At 71.8% G+C, this 20,101-nt stretch carries 19 protein-coding genes; 14 read left to right on the forward strand and 5 right to left on the reverse strand.

What is annotated here, in order from left to right:
• Positions 1–9: 9 nt before the first annotated feature.
• From VC184_RS15770 to VC184_RS15805, 8 genes are all read left to right on the forward strand, one after another.
• Complete coding sequence (locus VC184_RS15770; RefSeq protein WP_323986847.1) at positions 10–1,503, forward strand: sugar ABC transporter ATP-binding protein; 1,494 nt, start codon at positions 10–12, stop codon at positions 1,501–1,503.
• A complete protein-coding gene (locus VC184_RS15775; RefSeq protein WP_282501693.1) occupies positions 1,500–2,471 on the forward strand; it encodes an ABC transporter permease in 972 nt (323 codons plus the stop codon). Before VC184_RS15770 ends, VC184_RS15775 begins: the two co-directional genes overlap by 4 nt.
• Positions 2,468–3,538 (forward strand): ABC transporter permease, encoded by a 1,071-nt coding sequence (locus tag VC184_RS15780; protein ID WP_282501694.1) that lies wholly within the window; start codon positions 2,468–2,470, stop codon positions 3,536–3,538. The genes VC184_RS15775 and VC184_RS15780 overlap by 4 nt, the downstream gene beginning before the upstream one ends.
• Positions 3,531–4,403 (forward strand): 3-hydroxy-5-phosphonooxypentane-2,4-dione thiolase, encoded by an 873-nt coding sequence (gene lsrF / locus VC184_RS15785; protein ID WP_282501695.1) that lies wholly within the window; start codon positions 3,531–3,533, stop codon positions 4,401–4,403. Before VC184_RS15780 ends, lsrF begins: the two co-directional genes overlap by 8 nt.
• A 47-nt stretch (positions 4,404–4,450) precedes the next feature.
• The gene (locus VC184_RS15790; protein WP_282501696.1) at positions 4,451–6,103 is read left to right on the forward strand and encodes a glycerol-3-phosphate dehydrogenase/oxidase; all 1,653 of its coding nucleotides are present in this window, start codon (positions 4,451–4,453) and stop codon (positions 6,101–6,103) included.
• Between the two features lie 17 nt (positions 6,104–6,120).
• On the forward strand, positions 6,121–7,611 hold the full coding sequence (locus VC184_RS15795) for an FGGY-family carbohydrate kinase (protein ID WP_282501697.1): 1,491 nt from the start codon (positions 6,121–6,123) through the stop codon (positions 7,609–7,611).
• Complete coding sequence (locus VC184_RS15800; RefSeq protein WP_323986850.1) at positions 7,608–9,560, forward strand: SDR family NAD(P)-dependent oxidoreductase; 1,953 nt, start codon at positions 7,608–7,610, stop codon at positions 9,558–9,560. The genes VC184_RS15795 and VC184_RS15800 overlap by 4 nt, the downstream gene beginning before the upstream one ends.
• A 184-nt stretch (positions 9,561–9,744) precedes the next feature.
• On the forward strand, positions 9,745–10,311 hold the full coding sequence (locus VC184_RS15805; RefSeq protein ID WP_269268339.1) for a manganese efflux pump MntP: 567 nt from the start codon (positions 9,745–9,747) through the stop codon (positions 10,309–10,311).
• A gap of 106 nt (positions 10,312–10,417) precedes the next feature.
• Here VC184_RS15805 and VC184_RS15810 read toward each other — a convergent pair whose 3' ends face one another.
• Genes VC184_RS15810 through VC184_RS15825 form a run of 4 tightly spaced genes read right to left on the reverse strand, consistent with a single transcriptional unit; the run spans position 10,418 to position 14,169 of the window.
• Positions 10,418–10,627, reverse strand: coding sequence for a DUF4287 domain-containing protein (locus tag VC184_RS15810; protein ID WP_282501699.1), 210 nt, complete (start codon positions 10,625–10,627; stop codon positions 10,418–10,420).
• Positions 10,628–10,686: 59 nt separating this feature from the next.
• Positions 10,687–12,027 (reverse strand): dihydrolipoamide acetyltransferase family protein, encoded by a 1,341-nt coding sequence (locus VC184_RS15815; RefSeq protein WP_323986851.1) that lies wholly within the window; start codon positions 12,025–12,027, stop codon positions 10,687–10,689.
• A gap of 31 nt (positions 12,028–12,058) precedes the next feature.
• Positions 12,059–13,039, reverse strand: a complete 981-nt coding sequence (locus VC184_RS15820) for an alpha-ketoacid dehydrogenase subunit beta (RefSeq protein WP_323986852.1) — start codon at positions 13,037–13,039, stop codon at positions 12,059–12,061.
• Positions 13,036–14,169, reverse strand: a complete 1,134-nt coding sequence (locus tag VC184_RS15825) for a thiamine pyrophosphate-dependent dehydrogenase E1 component subunit alpha (protein WP_282501702.1) — start codon at positions 14,167–14,169, stop codon at positions 13,036–13,038. Before VC184_RS15825 ends, VC184_RS15820 begins: the two co-directional genes overlap by 4 nt.
• A gap of 208 nt (positions 14,170–14,377) precedes the next feature.
• Between VC184_RS15825 and VC184_RS15830 the strand changes: the two genes are divergently transcribed.
• The 5 genes from VC184_RS15830 (at position 14,378) to VC184_RS15850 (ending at position 18,527) form a co-directional block, all read left to right on the forward strand.
• Positions 14,378–15,055: a response regulator transcription factor gene (locus VC184_RS15830; protein ID WP_274179506.1), complete on the forward strand. Its 678-nt coding sequence runs from the start codon at positions 14,378–14,380 to the stop codon at positions 15,053–15,055.
• A gap of 2 nt (positions 15,056–15,057) precedes the next feature.
• Positions 15,058–16,398 (forward strand): sensor histidine kinase, encoded by a 1,341-nt coding sequence (locus VC184_RS15835; RefSeq protein WP_282501703.1) that lies wholly within the window; start codon positions 15,058–15,060, stop codon positions 16,396–16,398.
• 107 nt (positions 16,399–16,505) lie between these two features.
• A complete protein-coding gene (locus VC184_RS15840; protein ID WP_282501704.1) occupies positions 16,506–17,294 on the forward strand; it encodes a hypothetical protein in 789 nt (262 codons plus the stop codon).
• Positions 17,295–17,433: 139 nt separating this feature from the next.
• Complete coding sequence (locus VC184_RS15845) at positions 17,434–17,880, forward strand: SRPBCC family protein (RefSeq protein WP_274179510.1); 447 nt, start codon at positions 17,434–17,436, stop codon at positions 17,878–17,880.
• Positions 17,881–18,032: 152 nt separating this feature from the next.
• Entirely contained in the window at positions 18,033–18,527 is a 495-nt protein-coding gene (locus VC184_RS15850) for a DUF1990 family protein (protein ID WP_112615267.1), read from the forward strand.
• 24 nt (positions 18,528–18,551) lie between these two features.
• On the opposite strand, the gene VC184_RS15855 is transcribed toward VC184_RS15850, so the two are convergent.
• A complete protein-coding gene (locus VC184_RS15855; protein WP_112615269.1) occupies positions 18,552–19,616 on the reverse strand; it encodes a histidinol-phosphate transaminase in 1,065 nt (354 codons plus the stop codon).
• A gap of 72 nt (positions 19,617–19,688) precedes the next feature.
• Here VC184_RS15855 and VC184_RS15860 point away from each other — a divergent pair, with 72 nt between their 5' ends.
• Entirely contained in the window at positions 19,689–20,090 is a 402-nt protein-coding gene (locus tag VC184_RS15860) for a phage holin family protein (protein WP_323986855.1), read from the forward strand.
• Positions 20,091–20,101: the final 11 nt, after the last annotated feature.

Genomic DNA, 20,101 nt, shown 5'->3' on the forward strand with positions numbered 1-20,101 from the left:
GGAGACCCGATGACAACCCTGTCGCACACCCCCGCGACCAACCCCTCGGACGTGGCGCTCGTCACGGCCGAGGCCGTCGCCAAACGGTACGGAAACACGACGGCTCTGGCCGGGATCGACATCTCGGTCGCCGCGGGCGAGATCCTTGGCCTGGTCGGCCACAACGGCGCCGGCAAGAGCACCCTCATGCGGGTGCTCGCCGGTCGCGAGCAGCCCGACGCCGGCAGCATCCGCTGGCAGACCGGCGCCGCCACCGCGAAGCCCGGCACCGAGCAGCCCGGTGTCCGGATGATCTACCAGGAGCTCGCCCTCTGCCCCGATCTCACGGTCGCGGAGAACATCGCCCTCTCCGACGCCAGCACTCGCGGAGCGGGCTGGAACCGTCGCGCCGAGCGACGCGTGTCACGGAGACTCGACGAGGTCTTCCCCGGACACGGCGTCTCGGTACTGCGGCGGGCCGGCGACCTCACGATGGCGCAGCGGCAGATGGTCGAGATCGTGCGCGCCCTGTGCACGCCGTCGCTGTCGCTGCTCATCCTCGACGAGCCGACCGAATCGCTCAGCATCAACGCGACTCGCCAGCTCTACGCCGCCCTTCGCGACCTCGCCGCCGAGGGCGTCGGAATGGTCCTCATCTCCCACCGGATGCAGGAGGTGCTGGCCCACGCCGACCGGATCGCCGTCATGAAGGACGGGCGCGTGGTCGAGGTGGTCTCGGCGAGTCAGACCGACGAGGACGCGCTGCTCGCGGCCATGGGCGGCGAAGTCCACGCCGACACCGCGACGGTGCGCCGGGTCAGCGCCGCGGGCGCTCCGCCGGAGATCGACGCCCCCGGCACCGTCGCCCGGATCGACGGGGGCGACGTGCCGTTCTCGGTCTCGCCGGGTGAGATCGTGGGCCTCGCGGGCCTCGCCGGACACGGTCAGGACGAGCTGCTGCGCCGGCTCTGGTCGAACGCGCGCGGCGTCCGAGTCGTCCGGGGGCGCGCCTACGTTCCCGGCGACCGGCAGACCAGCGGGATCTTCTCGCTCTGGAATGTCGCCGACAACCTCACCGTCTCCGCCACGCGCCATCTCACGACGGCGGGAATCGTTCCGCCGTCGCGACGGCGACGGCTCGCCGAGGAATGGGTGCAACGGCTGAACGTCAAGGGCGGCGCTCGGGCCCCGATCACGTCGCTGTCGGGCGGGAACCAGCAGAAGGTGATCGTGGCGCGGGCGTTCGCGACCGATGCGCCCCTCGTGCTGCTCGACGACCCCTTCCGCGGCGTGGACGTCACCACGAAGAACGAGCTCTACGCCCTCATGCGCGTCGAGGCGGCACGCGGCCGCTCCATCGTCTGGTACTCCACCGAGAACGGCGAGATGGCCCACTGCGACCGCGTCTACGTCTTCCGCTCGGGACGCGTCGTGAGCGAACTCTCCGGCGACGACATCACCGACGAGCGCATCATCGCCGACTCCTTCGGAGTCGACGCCGAGACAGTCCAGGAGGACCGATGACCACCGACGTGCTCGCCCCGCCCACCGCGCCGCAGCGCCTGCGCGCCTCTGCTGTCAACGGGTCGCCCGCGCTCCTCGCCCTCGTCGCGCTCATCGCCATCTTCGCGCTGACCGCGGTGCTGCAGCCCGGCATCCTGAGCGTTCCCGGCCTCACCCTCATGCTGATGTCGTCGGTCCCGCTCGTGCTGGCCGCCCAGGCGCAGATGATCATGATGGCCGTCGGTGACATCGACCTGAGCGTCGGCTACCTCGTCGGGCTCATCACGGTGATCGCCGCGACGCTGCTGCGGGAGACCCCGGCCCTCGCGGTCGCCATGATCGCCGGCGTCCTCGCCGTCTACGCCCTGCTCGCCTGGGTGGTGCAGCGCCGCGGGGTGCCCTCGATCATCCTGACGCTGGGCATGTCGTTCGTGTGGCTGGGGATCGGCCTGCAGATCCGGCCGACCCCCGGCGGACAGACCCCCGACTGGCTCTCGGCGCTGTCGACCTGGCGGCCGACGTGGTTCCCGGCACCGCTCATCTTCATCGCCGCGGCGACGGCGCTGGGCTGGTGGATCACACGGCGCTCGCTCGCCGGCGCCCGCATGCGGGCGCTGGGCTCGCAGGCCGCGACCCTCGAGAAGACGGGCGCCTCGCTCGTGGCGACCCGCGCGACCGCGTACGTCGCCGCAGCCGCGCTGCTCGTCGTCTCGGGCCTGCTGCTCGCTTCGCAGACCTGGTCGGGCGACATCAACGCCGCCGGCGAGTACACCCTCATGACGATCGCCGCGGTGATCCTCGGCGGCGGCACGTTCTCGGGTGGCCGGGCGCTGCCGATCGGGACGACGCTCGGCGCGATCACCCTCGGCCTCATCACCGTCCTGCTCAGCCTCATCAACCTCCCGTCCGCCCTGCAATCGGCCGCACAAGGCGTCATCGTCATCGCCGTGCTCGCGGGCCGCATGATCACCGAGAGGATCGCGCGATGACCTCCGCCTCCATCCCGCTCCCCGCCGTCCGCCGCGGCCCCGCCTGGCCGGCCTGGGGCTGGTCGCTCCTCGGCGTACTCGCCGTGTGGGCCGTCATCATCGCCGTGCGGCCCGGATCACCCCTCGACCCGATGGCCCAGGCGCTCTCGCTCGCTCCGTTCCTCGTGCTGGTCGCCCTCGGGCAGATGCTCGTCATCACCCTCGGCCCCGGCAACATCGACGTCTCGGTCGGCACCGTCATCTCGATGGCCTCGTACGTCTCGGTCGGCGTGGGCGCGACGGCGGGGCCGGTGATCGGGCTCGCGGCCGGCGTCGGCTCCGGGCTCGCCGCCGGCGCGGTCAGCGTCGCCGCGATCCTCCTCCTGCGGGTGCCGCCAATCATCGCGACGCTGGCGACGAGCCTCATCGTCACCTCCGCGACGCTCCTGCTGGCGGATGCCGCGCGCGGTGGCGCCGACGCGGGCCTGCGAGCCTTCGTCACGGCCAAGGCGTTCGGCATCCCCGTCATCGCGCTCGTCGTCGCGGCCATGACCGTGATCGTGTGGCTCGCCCTCACGCGGACCCGTGTCGGCGTGGCCGTCATCGCCGTCGGTCAGAGCGCTCGCGCGGCCGAGCGGGCGGGCCTTCCGGTGGCGGGCGTGACCGTCACCGCCTACCTCGTGTCGGCGGGACTCGCGGGACTCGTCGGCGGCCTGCTCGCCGCCTTCATCTCTCCCAGCACCGTGCTCGGCAGCTCGTACATGCTCGACTCGATCGCCGTCGTCGTGATCGGCGGCACCCTCATCTCGGGCGGCCGCCCCGTACCGGCCGGCGCCTGGACCGGCGCCCTCTTCTTCGTGCTGCTGTCGGGACTGCTCAACCTCGTGGGGTGGTCGGTCGGCGCCCAGAACGTCCTCAAGGGTGTGCTCGTCGTCCTCGTCGTCGTGATCGCATCGGCCGCCACCGGAACCGGCCGCAGCTCTCTGCACCGGCTCCGGGCGAGCCTGCAGCGCCCCGCCCCCGCTCCCTCGGCCCGACGAGCCGACACCGACCCCACCCCGAAGAACAAGGAGAACATCCATGGCTGACCTCGACGACCTGCGTGAGGGAACCGACTACTCCGGCCCCGCGGCGGCCGGCACCGGCTACCCCATCAAGGGCCAAGCAGGCCAGGACTGGGGGATGCGCGCGCGGATGTCGCGCGTGTTCGACCCCCGCGACGGCAAGACCGTGATGCTCGCGTTCGATCACGGCTACTTCCAGGGGCCGACCTCGGGTCTCGAGCGGCTTGATCGCTCGATCCTCCCGCTGGTCCCCCAGGCCGATGCACTGATGTGCACGCGCGGCGCCCTGCGCACGACCATCCCGCCGCACTCCGCGAAGGGCATCGTCCTGCGCGCCTCGGGCGGACCGAGCGTGCTCAAGGAGCTCTCCAACGAGGAGGTCGCCGTCTCGATCGACGACGCCGTGCGACTGGATGCCGCCGCCCTCGCGGTGCAGGTCTTCATCGGCGGCGACAACGAGACGAAGTCCGTTCGCAACATGACCACCCTCGTCGACGCGGGCCAGGCCACCGGCATCCCGGTCCTGGCCGTCACCGCGGTCGGCCGCGACATGGTGCGCGACGCCCGCTACTTCCGGCTCGCCACCCGCATCAGCGCCGAGCTCGGCGCCGCATTCGTGAAGACCTACTACGTCGAGGAGGGCTTCGAGACGATCACGAGCGCATGCCCCGTCCCGATCGTCATCGCCGGTGGCAAGAAGGTCGAGGAGCGCGAAGCCCTGCGCGTGGCGTCACGCGCCATGGCGGAAGGCGCGGCGGGCGTCGACATGGGACGCAACGTCTTCCAGTCGGAGCACCCGGCCGCCATGCTCGCGGCCGTCCGCGGGGTCGTCCACGACGGCCTCAGCGCGGACGACGCCTTCGACCTCTTCCAGACCCTCTCCCACTGAACCCTCTCGGGGCGCCCCCGGGCGCCCCGAGACCAGAAGGATGCAGCATGCCCTCGCTTCGTACCCATGCCGAGCCGACCTCGGCCGACGTCGTCGTCATCGGCGCCGGGATCAACGGCCTCGCCATCGCCCGTGAGGCTGCCAGCCGCGGCCTCCACGTCGTCGTCATCGACCGGGACGACATCGCCGCGCGCACGTCGGCGATCTCGACTCGCCTGATCCACGGCGGTCTGAAGTACCTCGAGCGTGTGGAGATCCCGCTCGTGCTCGAGTCGATCCGTGAGCGCAACATCCTGCTGCGCGCGGCCCCGCATCTCGTGCGCCCCTACCCCATGCTCATCCCCTTCTCGAGGGGCGCCTCGCGGCCGGGATGGCTACTCTCCTGCGGCCTGCTGCTGCACGACATCCTCTCGTTCGGCAAGAAGCTGCCCCGCAACCGCATCGTCTTCTCGGGCCGCCTGTCTCGCGAGTGGCCGTCGGTGGCCGCGGGCGGCGTGAAGTGGGGCGGGCTCTTCCAGGACGCGCACGTTCCGGTGACCGAGCGCTTCGGCATCGAGCTCGCCATCGATGCGGCGAACCACGGCGCCACGGTGCTCACCCACACCCCTGTCACCGACCTGGTCCGCGAGAACGGACGCATCGCGGGCGTCCGCTACCTCGACCGCGAGGACGGGCGCGAGCGGGCGCTCCGCGCCCCGGTCGTCGTCAACTGCGCCGGCCCCTGGGTCGATGCGGTGCTCGACCTGCAGGGCGAGCACCCCCGCCGCATCGGGCCGACGAAGGGAAGCCACCTCGTCGTCGACGCGTTCCCCGGCGCACCCGACACGTGCATCTTCTTCGAGTCGCCCGACGACGGTCGGCCCATGTTCGTGCTGCCCTGGTGGGACGGCAAGTACATGATCGGCACCACCGACCTGCCCTACGACGGGTCGATCGACGAGATCGTCGTCGACGACGACGAGGTCGACTATCTGCTCCGGGCCGTCAACGGCCTCATCCCCGCAGCCGGGCTGCGCCGCGACGCCGTGCTCTGGTCGTTCTCGGGGGTGCGTCCCCTCCCCTACGTCGCCGATCTCAGCGACCCCGCCTCGGTCAGCCGCGACAGCGAGATCGTCGTGCACACGGGCGAGACCGCGGGGCTCCTCACCGTCATCGGCGGGAAGTACACGACCCACCGCGCCCTAGGCGAGCAGGCGCTGCGCCGGATCGAGACCGCGCTCGGGCTCGGTCACCGGCGCTCCGCGACCCGCACCGCCCGGTTCCCCGGCGCGCCGGCCGGCGATCACGGACGCTTCATCGCCGACACCGTCGCCCGCAGCGCCCTCCCCGAGCGCAGCGCCCGCCGTCTCGCCGACCTGTACGGCACCCTCAGCCGCCCGATCGAGATGCTCGCGGCATCCGATCCGTCGCTGGCGGAGGTCATCGACGACGACAGCGGCGCGATCGCGGCGGAAGTCGTGTACGCCGTCCGCGAGGAAGGCGCCCACACGCTCGAGGACGTCCTCATCCGCCGCACCGCGATCGCGCTGAACAGCGACGTCGGCCTCGGCTGCGCGCCCCGTGCGGCGGACGTGCTCGTCGCGCACGGCGACTGGAGCGCCGAGCGCGCGGAAGCCGAGCTGGCGCGATACCGTGAAGCCGCTCGGCGCTTCGCACCCCGAACCCTGCGCCCGGCATCAGCTCAGCCGACGGCCGCCTGAGCGAGAAACGAGGATCGATGAAGATCTGCGTCATCGGCATCGACGTGGGCCTCACGTCTGCCAAAGCAGCGGCGTTCGACGACGCCGGGCGGGAGATCCGCACGGTCTCGGCGCCGAACCCCCGCGTCGCGGTCTCGCGCGAGCGGCAGGAGATCGCGATGGACACGCTGTGGGACGTCGTGGCCGACGTCCTGGGCGACCTGACCGCGTGGCTCGCGGCCGACGGATGGACCGTCTCGGCCGTCGGCGCGACGGGTCACGGCAACGGCCTGTACCTCGTCGACGAGCAGCTGCGGCCGGTGCGGCCCGCCATCGCCTCGACCGACAGCCGGGCCGAGCACGTCGTCGCCGCGCTCGACCCCGCGGCGGTCGAGCGCATGCGGCTGCTCACCGGATCGCTCCCGTGGGCAGCGCAGCCGGGCGTGCTGCTGCGGTGGCTGCTCGACAACGAACCGGAATCGCTCGGCCGGGCCCGCTGGGCGCTGACCTGCAAAGACTGGATCACCGCGTGCCTGACCAGCGTCGCGAGCGCCGACACGTCGGACTCGTCGGGGTGCGGCCTGGTCAACCTTCGCGAGCGGGAGTACGAGCCCGAGGTCTTCGACATGCTCGGTCTGCCGCGCGACCTCCAGCGCATCCTGCCGCCGCTGCACGCGAGCGACGAGGTCGTCGGGACGATCAGCGCCGACGCCGCCGCACGCTCCGGCCTGGCCGAAGGCACGCCCGTCGTCGCCGGGTGCATGGACTGCGTCGCGAGCCCGCTCGGGGCAGGCTCCACCGACCTCGGCGATGTCACGGTGATCGTGGGCACGTGGGCGATCAACGCGGTGGTGGTGCCGACGGATGCCGTCCCCCCGCGCGTCACGATCAACGCGCTGCTCCCCGATCCCCGCCTCATGCTGGCCATGGAGGTCGCACCGACGTCCGCGGCGAGCATCGAGTGGGCGTCGGGACTGCTCGGCGCGCGCGCCACTCTTCCGCTGACACCGCGCGATCTGCTCGAGGCCGCGCACGGCGCACCGCCGCTGGCGGACGGGCTGCTCTTCCTGCCGTTCATCCACGGCGCACCCGAGCACCTTGGCGCCTCCGGAACGTTCGTCGGGATCAAGGGCAGCCACGGCTACCCGCACGTCGCCCGCGCGGTCGCCGAAGGCATCACGCAGTACCACCGCGTGCAGCTCGAGAAGGTCGTCGCGACGGGCGCTGTCGTCACCGACGCGCCGTGGACCCTCGCCGGCGGAGGGGCGAAGAACCCGCAGTGGGCCCAGATGTTCGCCGACGTCATCGGGCACGCGATGCGCCGGCAGCTCGGCACCGAGCTGGGCGCCCGCGGCGTGGCCTCGCTCGCGGCACGGGGCGTCGGGATCGACATGACCCCGTGGGGCGTCGAGCCCGACCCCGCGCTGGTCGTTCAGCCGGGCATCTGCCGCACGGCGTACCAGCAGCAGGCCGCCCGCTTCGACCGCGTCGTCTCGTCGATGACGAGCGTCTGGGAGGCCTACGCATGACCCCGTCAGCGGAGGCGTCGGCTGCGCTCGACGACATCGTGCGCGTCAGCCGGGCGCTCGGCGGCGATCCCTCCTTCGTCCTCCACGGCGGCGGGAACACGTCGATCACCGCGCGGGGCGAGGACGTCACGGGCGAGCCCGTCGACCTCGTCCTCGTCAAGGGCAGCGGGTGGGACCTCGCCACGATCGAGCCCGCGGGATTCGCGCCACTGCGTCGCGACCGGCTCGAGCGCCTGCTGCGCCTGCCGCACCTCGACGACCCGACGATGGTGAACGAGCTGCGCCAGGCCTCCCTCGACGCATCGGCTCCGACGGCCTCGATCGAGGCGTTGCTGCACGCGCACCTCCCCGGTCGCGTCGCGCTCCACTCTCACGCCGACGCGATCGTCGCCGTGACCGATCGCGACGTGCCCGACGACGAGATCGCCGCGGCGCTCGGCCCGCGGGTCGCCGTGCTGCCCTACGTCATGCCCGGGTTCCCGCTGGCGCGCCTCGTGGCCGACACCGACCTGGGCGACGCGGATGCGCTCGTCCTGCGCAACCACGGCCTGTTCACCTTCGGCGACGACGCCGACGCCGTGCTCGCCCGCCACCGGGGGCTCGTCGCCCGGGCGGTCGAGCTCTCGAGGATCGTCGCCCCCGGCCGGGCGGATGCCGAGCAACCGGATGCCGGCGAGGGCGGCATCCCGCTTCGGGGCGCCCTCACGACCATCGCGGGCCTGCGCGCCGATATCGCGCGGGCCGCCGGCCGGCCCATGCTGCTGCGGCAGAGCCGATCGCAGCGCGCCGCAGCGTTCGCTGCGCGCCCCGACCTCGAGGCAGTGACGACTCGTGGAACCGCGACCCCCGAGCACGTCATCTACACCAAGCGTCATCCGCTCGTCGGGCGCGATGTCGCCGCCTACGCGAGCGCCTACCGGGCCTACGTCGAGCGCAACCGTCACCGCCAGGACGGGCCGGTGACTCCCCTCGACCCCGCTCCCCGCGTCGTGCTCGACCCGGGGCTCGGGATGCTGACGGCGGGCGACACCGTGCGGGATGTCGGGATCGCGGCCGATATCGCGGAGCACACGATGGCCGTCATCGAAGCGGCCGACGCGATGGGCGGCTACCGGTCGCTGGACGAGGCGCAGACGTTCGACATCGAGTACTGGTCGCTCGAGCAGGCCAAGCTCGCGGGCCGCCGGCGTGCGCCGCTCGCGGGCGAGGTCGCCATCGTCACGGGCGCCGCCTCGGGCATCGGCCGGGCCACCGCCGAACGACTGCTCGCCGACGGCGCCGCCGTCGTCGGGGTCGACCTCGACCCGGGCGTGCGGCGCACCTTCGCCGGTGACGCCTGGCGCGGTGTCGTCGGCGACGTCGCCGACCCGGCGGTCATCGAGCGCATCCTCGACGAGGCGGTCCGCACCTACGGCGGTGTCGACATGCTCGTCGTCGCCGCGGGGATCTTCCCGCGCAGTGAGGCCATCGCCGACGTCGACGACGCGACGTGGGAGCGCGCCCTGCGCGTCAACGCCACCGCGCCGCTGCGCCTGATGCGGGCGGCCCATCCCCACCTCGCGGTTTCGCCGCGGGGCGGCCGAGTCGTCCTCGTGTCGACGAAGAACGTCGCGGCGCCCGGGCCGGGCGTCGCCTCGTATTCGGCGAGCAAGACGGCGGCGGCACAGCTCGCCCGGGTCGCCGCCCTCGAGTGGGCCGCCGACGGCATCCGCGTGAACCAGGTCGAGCCGGATGCGGTCTTCGACACGGCGATCTGGACGCCCGAGCTGCTCGCGGAACGCGCCGCCAGCTACGGGCTGACCGTCGAGGAGTACCGCACGCGGAACCTCCTGCGCGTCGAGGTCACGAGCGCCATGGTGGCCGAGGCCGTCGCCGTCTTCTGCGAGCGGCTGCCGGCGACGACCGGCGCGCACCTGAGCGTCGACGGAGGCAACGACCGGGTGATCTGACGGCCGGAGGAGGCGCGCGTGATTTCGGGCGACCGAAGGATTCGCTCGCCCGAAATGCTGTCAATCAGGGCTTTTCGTCATTTTCGACGGCCTGCGGCTGGCAAGCTCGAGAGCGGCCGATCTCCGTTCGACGGTGCCCGGGACGATCGCCCGCCATCCCGTCATCCCGCTTCGAGGAGGAGCCATGTCGCCCTGGGCGCTCTTCATCCTGGCCGTCGGCGTCTCGGCCGACGCCTTCGCCGTGGCTCTCGGGAAAGGCCTGCAGCTGCGGGCTCACGTCGTGCGCGGCGCACTCCTCATCGCCGGCGCCTTCGGCCTCGCGCAGGCGGTGATGCCGCTGATCGGCTGGCTGCTCGGCAGCACCTTCGCGGAGGCCATCGCCCCGTTCGACCACTGGATCGCCTTCGTCCTGCTCGCCGCCATCGGCGCGAAGATGCTGTGGGAGGCGTTCCGCCCCGACGATGACGACGCGGACGCGGCATCCGGCCTGTCGGCGCGCGAGATCATCCTGCTCGCTCTCGCGACGAGCATCGACGCCCTCGCCGTCGGGCTGTCCTTCGCCTTCCTCGACGTGCCGCTGTGGATCGCGGTCGTCTCGATCGGCCTCGTCACGTTCGCCCTGTCGTTCGTCGCCGTGCTGATCGGCCACCGCATCGGCACGCGGTGGCGCAAGCCCGCCGAGATCATCGGCGGCATCGTCCTCATCGGCATCGGCACCCAGATCCTCATCGAGCACCTGGTCGCCGGCTAGTCTCGCGGCTCGCGCTCGCGGGCCTCGGAGAATCGCGCGTACCTCGGATCCGTACGCGCGAGCAGTCCGAGCTTCGCGACATTCTCCGAAGGAGGGATGCCGCGGCTCAGCCGGCGAGCTTCGCCTTCGCGTACGCGACGACCGCGTTCGCGTGTCCGTGGCCGAGTCCGTGCTCGGTCTTGAGCGACTTGACGACCTGCATGTGCGGCGTCCCCGCCGAGAGCTGGTCGGCCGCGATGTCGAGCCAGTGCTGAATCGGCAGTCCGTAGTTCTTCTCGATGCTCGGGAAGTACGACGCCGGCCCCTTCTCACTCATGCGCCGAGGCTACTCCCCCGCCCACCGCCGAGAACATACCGTTCTCGAGCGCATCCAGCTCAGTCGAGCAGCAGCGCGGGCTCCTCCAGGACGGATGCCACGTCGGCGATGAACCGGCTCATGCCGTCGCCGTCCACGACGCGGTGGTCGAACGAGCCCGACACGGTCGTCACGTAGCGGGGACGCACCTCGCCGTCGACGACCCACGGCTTCTGCCGGATGGTTCCCATCGCGACGATGCCCGACTCGCCGGGGTTGATGATCGGGGTACCGGCATCCATGCCGAACACGCCGATGTTCGTGATCGTGATCGTGCCGCCCTGCTGCTCGGCGGGCGCGGTCTTGCCCTCGCGGGCAGTGAGGGTCAGCTTCTCGAGAGCGCGGGCCAGGCCGCGCATGTTGAGGTCCTGCGCGTCCTTGATGTTCGGCACGAGAAGGCCGCGCGGGGTCGCGGCGGCGATGCCGAGGTTGACGTAGTGGCGCACCCGGATCTCGGCGCCGTTCTCGGTATCGACCCACGCGGCGTTCACCATCGGCGTCCGGCGCACCGCCCACACGACCGCGCGCGCCATGATCAGCAGCGGCGAGACCTTGATGTCGGCGAAGTCGGGCGACGCCTTCATCCGCTTGACGACCTCCATCGTGCGGGTCGCGTCGACGTCGGTCCACACCGACACGTGCGGTGCGGTGTGCGCGGAGTCGACCATGTGCTTGGCCGTGACCTTCCGGACACCCTTGACGGGGATCGTCTCCTCGCGGTCGTCGGCCGGCTCGGCCGAGATGACGGCCGGCGGGACGGGGATCGTCTGCTCGCGCACCTCGGGTCGGGCGGGCGTCTGGAGGTTCCGGAAGACGGATGCCTGCGACGCGTGGTTCACGACGTCCTCGCGCGTCACCTCGCCCGCGGCACCCGACGGCGTGACCGAGGCGAGATCGACGCCGAGGTCGCGTGCCAGCTTGCGGATCGGGGGCTTCGCCACGACGCCCACGGCCGCGCGCACGGGGGGCTCGGCGGGCTTGCGGCGGCGCGACTGCACCTGTCCGGCTCCGCCGTATCCGACGAGCACCGACCCGTTCTCCTCCGAGGCGTCGCCGGCTGCCGCAGGCTTCTCGGCAGGGACGGCCGGGCTGCTCGCGGCATCCGCTCCTCCAGACCCACCCCCCGGGGCGATCGTGATGATCGCGGCCCCGACCTCGACGGTCGTCCCCTCGTCGACGAGCAGCTCGCCGACGGTTCCCGAGAACGGCGACGGCAGCTCGACGAGCGACTTCGCGGTCTCGATCTCGACGAGGACGTCGTTGACCGCGACCTCGTCGCCCGGGGCCACGCGCCACTGCACGATCTCGGCCTCGGTGAGGCCTTCGCCGACGTCCGGCAGGTGGAAGGTCTGGGTGCTCATGAGGGAATCCTCTCGCAGGCGCGTCGGATGGTCAGTAGGCGAGGGCGCGGTCGACGGCCTCGAGGATGCGGTCGGCATCGGGCAGGTAGGCGCCCTCGAGTTTCGCCGCCGGGAACGGGACGTCGAAGCCCGACACCCGCAGCACGGGAGCCTCGAGCGAGAAGAACGCCTGCTCCGTGACGGTCGCGGCGATCTCGGACCCCAGCGAGGTGAAGCCGGGGGCCTCCTGCCCGTAGACCATCCGCCCCGTGCGGCGCACCGACTCGACGATCGGGCCGTAGTCGACCGGCGACAGCGACCGCAGGTCGACGACCTCGCACGACACGCCCTCGCCCTCGGCGAGCGCGGCGGCCTGCAGCAGCACGTTCACCATCGCGCCGTGCCCGACGAGCGTGACGTCGGTGCCCCGCCGGACCACGCGCGAGGCGTGCAGCGGCACTGCGCGTGCGATGAGGTCGACCTCGCCCTTGGACCAGTAGCGCGACTTGGGCTCGAGGAACACGATCGGGTCGTTCGAGGCGATGGCGTCCTGGATCATCCAGTAGGCATCGTTCGGCGTCGACGGCGACACGACCCGCAGGCCCGCGGTGTGCGTGAAGTACGCCTCCGGGCTCTCCTGATGGTGCTCGACGGCGCCGATGTGACCGCCGTAGGGAATGCGGATGACGACGGGGAACGACATCCGTCCGTCGTGCCGGTTGGTGAGCTTCGCGAGCTGCGTCGTGATCTGGTCGAACGCGGGGAAGACGAACCCGTCGAACTGGATCTCGCACACCGGGCGGAAGCCGGCCATCGCGAGGCCGATCGCGGTGCCGACGATGCCCGACTCGGCGAGGGGCGTGTCGAGCACGCGACGGTCGCCGAACTCGGCCTGCAGCCCCTCCGTGACGCGGAACACGCCGCCGAGGCGGCCGATGTCCTCGCCCATCATGAGGACGTGGTCGTCCTGCTGCATCGCGGCGCGCATGCCCGCATTGAGCGCCTTGCTGAACGGCAGCGTCTCGACGCTCATGCGCGTCCCTCCTCGAAGGATGCCTCGTAGTCGGCGAGCCACTTCCGCTGCCGGTCGACGAGCGGATGCTGCTCGCTGTAGACGTGCGCGAACATGCTGTCGGCCTCGGGAGCGGTGAGCTGGTTCGTCCGGACCCGGACATCGTCGGCGTAGGCCGCGGCCGCGGCATCCACGTCGTCGAAGAAGGATGCCGACGCGCCGCGGCCCTCGAGATAGGCGCGCATGCGGGCGATGGGGTCGCGCTGCGCCCAGAAGGCCTCTTCGTCGCTCGTGCGGTACTTCGTCGGGTCGTCGCTCGTCGTGTGCGCGCCCATGCGATAGGTCAGCGCTTCGATCGCGCGCGGCCCCTCGCCGGAGCGGGCCTCGTCGAGGGCGAGCTTGGTGACGGCGTAGCTGGCGAGCACGTCGTTGCCATCGACGCGGATCGACGGCATCCCGTATCCGGCGCCGCGCCGCACCAGCGGGACCTTCGACTGCGTCGAGACGGGCACCGAGATCGCCCAGTGGTTGTTCTGCAGGAAGAAGACCTGCGGGGTGTTGTAGCTCGTGGCGAAGACCATCGCCTCGTGCACGTCGCCCTGGCTCGACGCGCCGTCGCCGTAGTAGACGATGACCGCTTCGTCGCGCTCGGGGTCGCCCGTGCCGGTGCGTCCGTCGAAGACCATGCCCATGCCGTAGCCGGATGCGTGCAGCGTCTGCGAGCCGAGCACCAGCGTGTAGATGTGGGTGTTGCCGTTCTTGGGGTCTGTCGGGTCCCACCCGCCGTGCGTGAGGCCGCGCATGAGCCGGATGATGTCGATCGGATCGACGCCGCGGATCGTGCACACGACGTGCTCGCGGTACGACGGGAAGAGGTGGTCCTGGGGTCGGGCCGCACGCGCGGAGCCGACCTGAGCGGCCTCCTGCCCGAAGGACGGCGGCCAGAGGGCGAGCTGCCCCTGGCGCTGCAGGTTCGTCGCCTGGCGGTCGAAGGCCCGCACCGTCACCATGTCGCGGTAGAACGTCTCGAGCTCGGCCTCGGAGAGCGCCTCGATCACCGGCAGGTAGCGTTCGGCTTCGGGCGACGGGTCGAGTGAGCCGTCGGCCGCGAGGACGCGGACGAGAGCGGGATCGAGTTCTGCGTCGGTCACCCTCCCACGCTAACGCCCCCGGTATGGCCCCATCTGCATGCGGTCGACAACGGATGCCGCGATTCGCGGTGGGCGCGGCACAAGCCGGGCGGCCCATCAGGGACGTCGCGGCGCTGCCGGTCGGCTTCGAAACCGTTTCATCCCGCTTCGATCCCGCTTCGAGCTCGCTTCAGGCCCGCTTCAGCAGAGACGCGTCACACTGGGAGCGATGCGCGTGCTGGTGGTCGATGACGAAGTCCGCCTCGCCGACGGGATCCGTCGGGGTCTCGAGGCCGAGGGCTTCGCCGTCGACGTCGCCCATAACGGGGTCGATGGACTCTGGCGCGCGCGAGAGACGCGGTACGACGCGGTCGTCCTCGACCTGATGATGCCGGGGATGAGCGGTTGGAAGGTGTGCGAGACGCTGCGGGCCGAGGAGAACTGGACGCCCGTGCTCATGCTCACCGCGAAGGACGGCGAGTGGGATCAGGTCGAGGCGCTCGAGGCCGGCGCCGACGACTACGTCACGAAGCCGTTCTCGTATCCCGTGCTGGTCGCCCGGCTGCGTGCCCTCATCCGCCGGGGCGGGGTAGCGCGGCCTGTGGCACTCGAGGCGGGCGACCTGCGCCTCGACCCCGCGTCGCGCCGCGTCTGGAGGGGAGAGACGGAGGTCGAGTTGACTTCTCGCGAGTTCGCCGTGCTGCATCACCTCATCCGGCACCGCGGTCAGGTGATCTCCAAGCGCGACCTGATCGCGGGTGTGTGGGATGACGACTTCGCGGGCGACCCCAACATCGTCGAGGTCTACGTCGCACACCTGCGGCGCAAACTCGACCGACCGTTCGGGCGCGAGGCGATCGAGACCGTCCGCGGCGCCGGCTACCGACTCGCGGCGGACGGGGGCTGACGGTGTCCGACGCAGGGCGGCGCCGGCCTCGCGGACTGCGGGGACGCATCACACTGCTCGCGACGGCGACGGTCGCGCTCGTGATGGTGCTCGGCTCGATCGCCTTCCACGCCGTGCTGAACGCCAGCATCCACGCCGCCGCGGATCGTGCGGCGGAGGTGCGCGTCGAGGAGATTGCCGCACGTGTCGAGGCCGAGGGACCCGCAGCCGTCCGCTCCCTCGACGACGAGATCGTGCAGCTGCAGGATGCCGAGGGCGTCGTCGTAGCCTCGAGCGACGCCGACGACGGGCCGCTCCCCGCCGCAGACCGCGACGGGGAGGAAGCGAGGTACGACGGCGACCGGGTGCTGATCGCGACCGAGGAGCTCGACGACGGACGCCGGCTCGTGTTGGCGGTTCCCGCGGATGACGCGGCCGAGACCCTCGCGACGGTCGCCGCGCTGCTAGCGGCGTCGACCGTCCTCGTCATCGCCCTGGTCGCCGGCGTCACGTGGTGGGTCGTCGGTCGGGCGCTCCGTCCCGTCGCGCGCATCCGCGCCGAGGTCGACGAGATCACCGCCGACCGGCTCGACCGGCGCATCGCCGAGCCGGCATCGGGCGACGAGATCGCGGCCCTGGCGGGCACGATGAACCGGATGCTGGCGCGCCTCGACGACGCGGCTGCCGCGCAGCGTCGCTTCGTCTCCGACGCCTCGCACGAGCTCAGGTCACCACTCGCGACGATGCGCCAGCATGCCGAACTCGCGCGAGCGCACCCCGCGGCCACGTCACTCGACGATCTCGCGGAAGTCGTCTCGGCCGAAGGCCTCCGCATGCAGGATCTCGTCGACGGCCTGCTGCTGCTCGCGAGGTTGGACGAGCACGCACCGACCCGTCGCGAGGGCATCGACCTCGACGACCTCGCCCTGTCGGAGGCTGCGCGCCTCCGCGCGGCATCCGCGAGGGACCGGGCGGACGCGATCTCGGTCGACACGTCGGGGATCGGCGCAGCGCGCGCGATGGGCGACCCCCGCCTGCTGGCGCGCCTGGTGCGCAATCTCGCCGACAACGCCGTGCGACACGCACGCTCGCGGATCGCGCTGACCACGGTCGTCGATGTCGACGCCGGTCACGCCGTGCTGCACGTCGACGACGACGGCGCCGGTATCGCGCCGGAGGAACGCGAGCGGGTGTTCGAACGCTTCGTCCGTCTGGACGAGGCCCGCGCGCGGGATGCCGGCGGCAGCGGCCTCGGGCTCGCGATCGTCCGCGGCATCGCGGAGGCCTCGGGCGGTTCCGTAACGGTCTCCGCATCACCGCTCGGAGGCGCGCGGTTCACTGTGATCCTGCGCGCGGGCGACTGAGCGCGGAGCGAGGAGCGCGGAGCGCGGAGCGCGGAGCACGAGGTTCCCTGAACGCGGCTTCAGGTCGCTTCAGCCGTGCTTCAGCGGTCGGCCGACACCATCGAGGCATGAACGACAACGAGCGCACCCCCCAGGACCAGCCGATCCCCGCCGACGCACCGACCCTCCCCCTCTCGCCGTCCGACGCCGCGCCCGCTGACGCGCCCTCCGCTGCGCCTGCCGCTGGGCCTGCCGCGGTGCCTGCCGAGCCGCGTCGGCGCGGTCGCCGCACAGCGCTGCTCGCCGGCGGAGCCGTCGTCGCGGCAGCGCTGCTCGTCGGAGGCGGTGCGGCCGTGGGGGCGGCGATCGCCGACGACGATGACGACGAGGACCGAGCGGCCAGCCTGTCATCGTCGGACGGCCTCGCCGGCGCTCGCGCGGACGGTGACCGCGACGACGCGCCGACGGGCGGCGAGGCCGGGTCCATCTCGACCGAGGCCTACGGTGCGGCATCCGCGGACGAGCTCACCGCCATCGCCGACGCGGCGCGCGCGGCCGCCGACGGCGACGTCGTGTCACTCGATGCGGACCGCGACGGCACGTGGGACGTGCAGCTCGTCGCAGCAGACGGCTCCGAAACGGACGTCCGCGTCGACGTCGACGGCATCGTGACGGTCACGGCGACCGAGTCAGCCGAGGCCGACGACACCGCGGCGGAGAACGTCCTCGACGTCGCGACGCTGCGCACCGTGATCGAAGCGGCACTGAGCGAGGCCGACGGCCGCATCATCGACGTCGACGCGGACGACGACCCCCGCTCACCCTTCGACGTCTCGGTGCTCACCGCCGACCGCGGCGTCGTCGACGTCACCGTCGGCACCGACGGCTCGGTCCTCCGCACCGAGCTCGACGACTGACCCCGGACGCCGTCTCCGCTCGGTCCGACTGCCGTGCCGGGATGCAAGGGATCGTGAACGACACCTCGAGGCGGCGGCATCCGCACCGGGGTGTCACGCCAGATTCAGAGCATCCGGGCACGGGTGGGAGGATCGGCGGATGACGTCGTCGTTCGAGATCGTGACCCGCGCCGCGGTGCCCGCGGAGGCGCTGTTCGACGCATCGCGTGACATCGGGGCCCACGTCGCCTCGATGCGCGGCACCGGCGAGCGCGCGGTCGATGGGGTGACGAGCGGCCTGATCGGCCTGGGCGAGACGGTGACGTGGCGCGCGTGGCACTTCGGCATCCCGTTCCGGATGACGTCGCGGGTCACCGCGCTCGACCGTCCGCACCGCTTCGTCGACGAGCAGATCGCCGGCCCGTTCCGCCTCTTCCGGCACGAGCACCTCTACGTCGAGCGCGACGGGATGACGGTCATGACCGACCGGGTCACCCTCGCGTCGCCCGTCCTCGGCCGACTCGCCGAACGCCTCGTGCTGGTGCCCTATCTGCGCCGGCTCCTCACCCGGCGGGCCGAGCATCTCGCGACGACGCTGTCCGGCTGACCCGGGGCTCTGCGCACCCGCGTCGCGCGCGTGCCCCGTCGCAAGGGATCCTGACCGACACCCCGCCGCCACGGCATCCGGATCCGGGTGTCGCCGGCGGGGTCTTGCATCCGCGCACAGGCGCCGGGGGCGTGGGGTGGGATGCTGGTCGCATGAGCCTGTCGCACCGCGATGAGTGGAACGCCGGCCCGCGAGGCTTCCGTCGATTCGAGAGAACCGTGCGCGTGGGATCGGGGGATGCCGCGTGGCGGCAGGCCCGGGCCGACCTCCTGGCTTGGCGCGTCAAGACCCGCAGCGGATTCCGGGTGGTGCCCGACGTTCCTGCCGTGGTCGGCGGGCGGCACTGGCTCGAGGTCGGATACGGGCCTCTCACACTCCGCGAGCCGGTCGAGGTCGTCGCATTCGTCGACGAGCCGGATCGAGTCGGGTACGTCTACCTCGCGCTGCCCGGCCACCCGCTCGAAGGCGAGGAGACGTTCCTCATCACCCGGCGCGGCGACGAGGTGCTCTTCACGCTGCGATCACTCTCGCGGCCGGCGCCGACCTGGTTCTGGCGGCTCGCTTATCCGGCGGTCCGCGTCGTGCAGGTGATCGTGCGAACGCGCTACCTCAGCGCCTTGAGCCGAGGCGGCCGTACCGGGCGTTAGCGAGCCGCGGCCGCGCCGCGCTGATCAGCCGACGACGGATGCCGCGGCCGCGACGATCCGCTCGATCGACTCCTCCTCGCCGATCGAGATGCGCACTCCGTCGCCGGCGAACGCTCGCACGATCAGTCCGGCCGCATCGAAAGCCTCGGCGATCTCGAGGGCTCGCTCGCCCGCGGGCAGCCACACGAAGTTGCCCTGCGCGACTGGGATGTCCCACCCCGCCTCGCGCAACCGGTCGGCGAGCGCATCGCGTCGCACGGCGATGTGGCGCACCCGCTCGAGCAGCTCGTCCTCGGCGTCGAGGCTCGCGAGCGCGGCTTCCTCAGCCTGGGCCGTGACCGAGAGCGGGATGCCGGTGCTGCGCGCCGCATCGAGGATGCGGTGGTCGCCGATGGCGTACCCGACGCGCAGTCCGGCAAGACCGTATGCCTTCGAGAACGTGCGCAGGACCACCACGTTGGCGTGGCCCGCGGCGAGCACGGCAGCGCCGGTCACGGCATCCGGATCGGTCACGAATTCGGCGTAGGCCTCGTCGAGGACGATGAGGACGTCGGAGCGGACGCGCGCCACGAACGCATCGAACGCCGCCTGGCTCACGACGGGACCGGTGGGGTTGTTGGGGCTGCAGACGATGATCATCCGCGTGCGGTCGGTGACGGCATCCGCCATCGCGTCGAGATCGTGCCCGGCGTCGGCGGTCAGCGGCACCGCGACGGCGGTTGCCCCGGCGACGGCGGCGAGCCCGGGATAGGCCTCGAACGATCGCCAGGCGAACATGATCTCGTCGCCCGGGCCGCTCGTCGCCGAAGCGAGCTGGTAGAGGATCGACACCGAACCGGCGGCGACGTGCACGCCGTCGGGCGCGACCGCGTAGCGATCCGCGAGCCGCGCGCGCAACCGACCCGCCGAGGCGTCGGGGTAGCGGTTGAAGGTCGTCGCCGCGCGCACGGCCTCGACGACGCCGGGCAGCGGGTCGAACGGGTTCTCGTTGCTCGACAGCTTGAAGGCGTCGGCGGAGGCCTGACGGCCCTGGCGGTATGCGGGCAGCGCCGCGATCTCGGGTCGGATGCGCACGGGCAGGTCGGTCACGATGCGAGTCTACGGATGCCGCCACCTCCGCCGGATGACGGATCGAAGGCCCCGTGGGAGACTGTCGGCACTATGAGCCTCATCATCCGCCTGATCGTCAACGCCTTCGCGGTCTGGATCGTGACGCTGATCCCGGCGCTGGAGGTGTCGGTCGTGGCGTTCCCGCCGGGCGGCGACCTGCAGCTCGTCCTCACGCTGCTGCTGATCGCGCTCATCTTCGGACTCGTCAACGCGATCGTCGGCACCGTGTTGAAGGTGCTGGCGTTCCCGCTGTACATCCTCACCCTCGGTTTGATCTCGTTCATCATCAACGGCTTCCTGCTGTGGCTCACCGGCTGGGTCACCTCGGGCTGGGACTGGGGCCTGCGCATCGGCGGCTTCTGGCTCGCGGTGCTCGCGGCCATCGTCATCGCACTGATCAACTGGGTCGCCGGCATCCTGTTCCGTCCTCGTCGCGACCGCGACCGCCGCTGACGCCCGCACGC

The organism is Microbacterium plantarum (genome assembly GCF_035231185.1).
Taxonomy (GTDB): Bacteria; Actinomycetota; Actinomycetes; order Actinomycetales; family Microbacteriaceae; genus Microbacterium; species Microbacterium plantarum.

Coding starts and splice junctions, on each gene's coding strand:
- VC184_RS15770 (WP_323986847.1), top strand. CDS start 10: ATGACAACCCTGTCGCACACCCCCGCGACCAACCCCTCGGACGTGGCG.
- VC184_RS15775 (WP_282501693.1), top strand. CDS start 1,500: ATGACCACCGACGTGCTCGCCCCGCCCACCGCGCCGCAGCGCCTGCGC.
- VC184_RS15780 (WP_282501694.1), top strand. CDS start 2,468: ATGACCTCCGCCTCCATCCCGCTCCCCGCCGTCCGCCGCGGCCCCGCC.
- lsrF (WP_282501695.1), top strand. CDS start 3,531: ATGGCTGACCTCGACGACCTGCGTGAGGGAACCGACTACTCCGGCCCC.
- VC184_RS15790 (WP_282501696.1), top strand. CDS start 4,451: ATGCCCTCGCTTCGTACCCATGCCGAGCCGACCTCGGCCGACGTCGTC.
- VC184_RS15795 (WP_282501697.1), top strand. CDS start 6,121: ATGAAGATCTGCGTCATCGGCATCGACGTGGGCCTCACGTCTGCCAAA.
- VC184_RS15800 (WP_323986850.1), top strand. CDS start 7,608: ATGACCCCGTCAGCGGAGGCGTCGGCTGCGCTCGACGACATCGTGCGC.
- VC184_RS15805 (WP_269268339.1), top strand. CDS start 9,745: ATGTCGCCCTGGGCGCTCTTCATCCTGGCCGTCGGCGTCTCGGCCGAC.
- VC184_RS15810 (WP_282501699.1), bottom strand. CDS start 10,627: ATGAGTGAGAAGGGGCCGGCGTCGTACTTCCCGAGCATCGAGAAGAAC.
- VC184_RS15815 (WP_323986851.1), bottom strand. CDS start 12,027: ATGAGCACCCAGACCTTCCACCTGCCGGACGTCGGCGAAGGCCTCACC.
- VC184_RS15820 (WP_323986852.1), bottom strand. CDS start 13,039: ATGAGCGTCGAGACGCTGCCGTTCAGCAAGGCGCTCAATGCGGGCATG.
- VC184_RS15830 (WP_274179506.1), top strand. CDS start 14,378: ATGCGCGTGCTGGTGGTCGATGACGAAGTCCGCCTCGCCGACGGGATC.
- VC184_RS15840 (WP_282501704.1), top strand. CDS start 16,506: ATGAACGACAACGAGCGCACCCCCCAGGACCAGCCGATCCCCGCCGAC.
- VC184_RS15845 (WP_274179510.1), top strand. CDS start 17,434: ATGACGTCGTCGTTCGAGATCGTGACCCGCGCCGCGGTGCCCGCGGAG.
- VC184_RS15850 (WP_112615267.1), top strand. CDS start 18,033: ATGAGCCTGTCGCACCGCGATGAGTGGAACGCCGGCCCGCGAGGCTTC.
- VC184_RS15860 (WP_323986855.1), top strand. CDS start 19,689: ATGAGCCTCATCATCCGCCTGATCGTCAACGCCTTCGCGGTCTGGATC.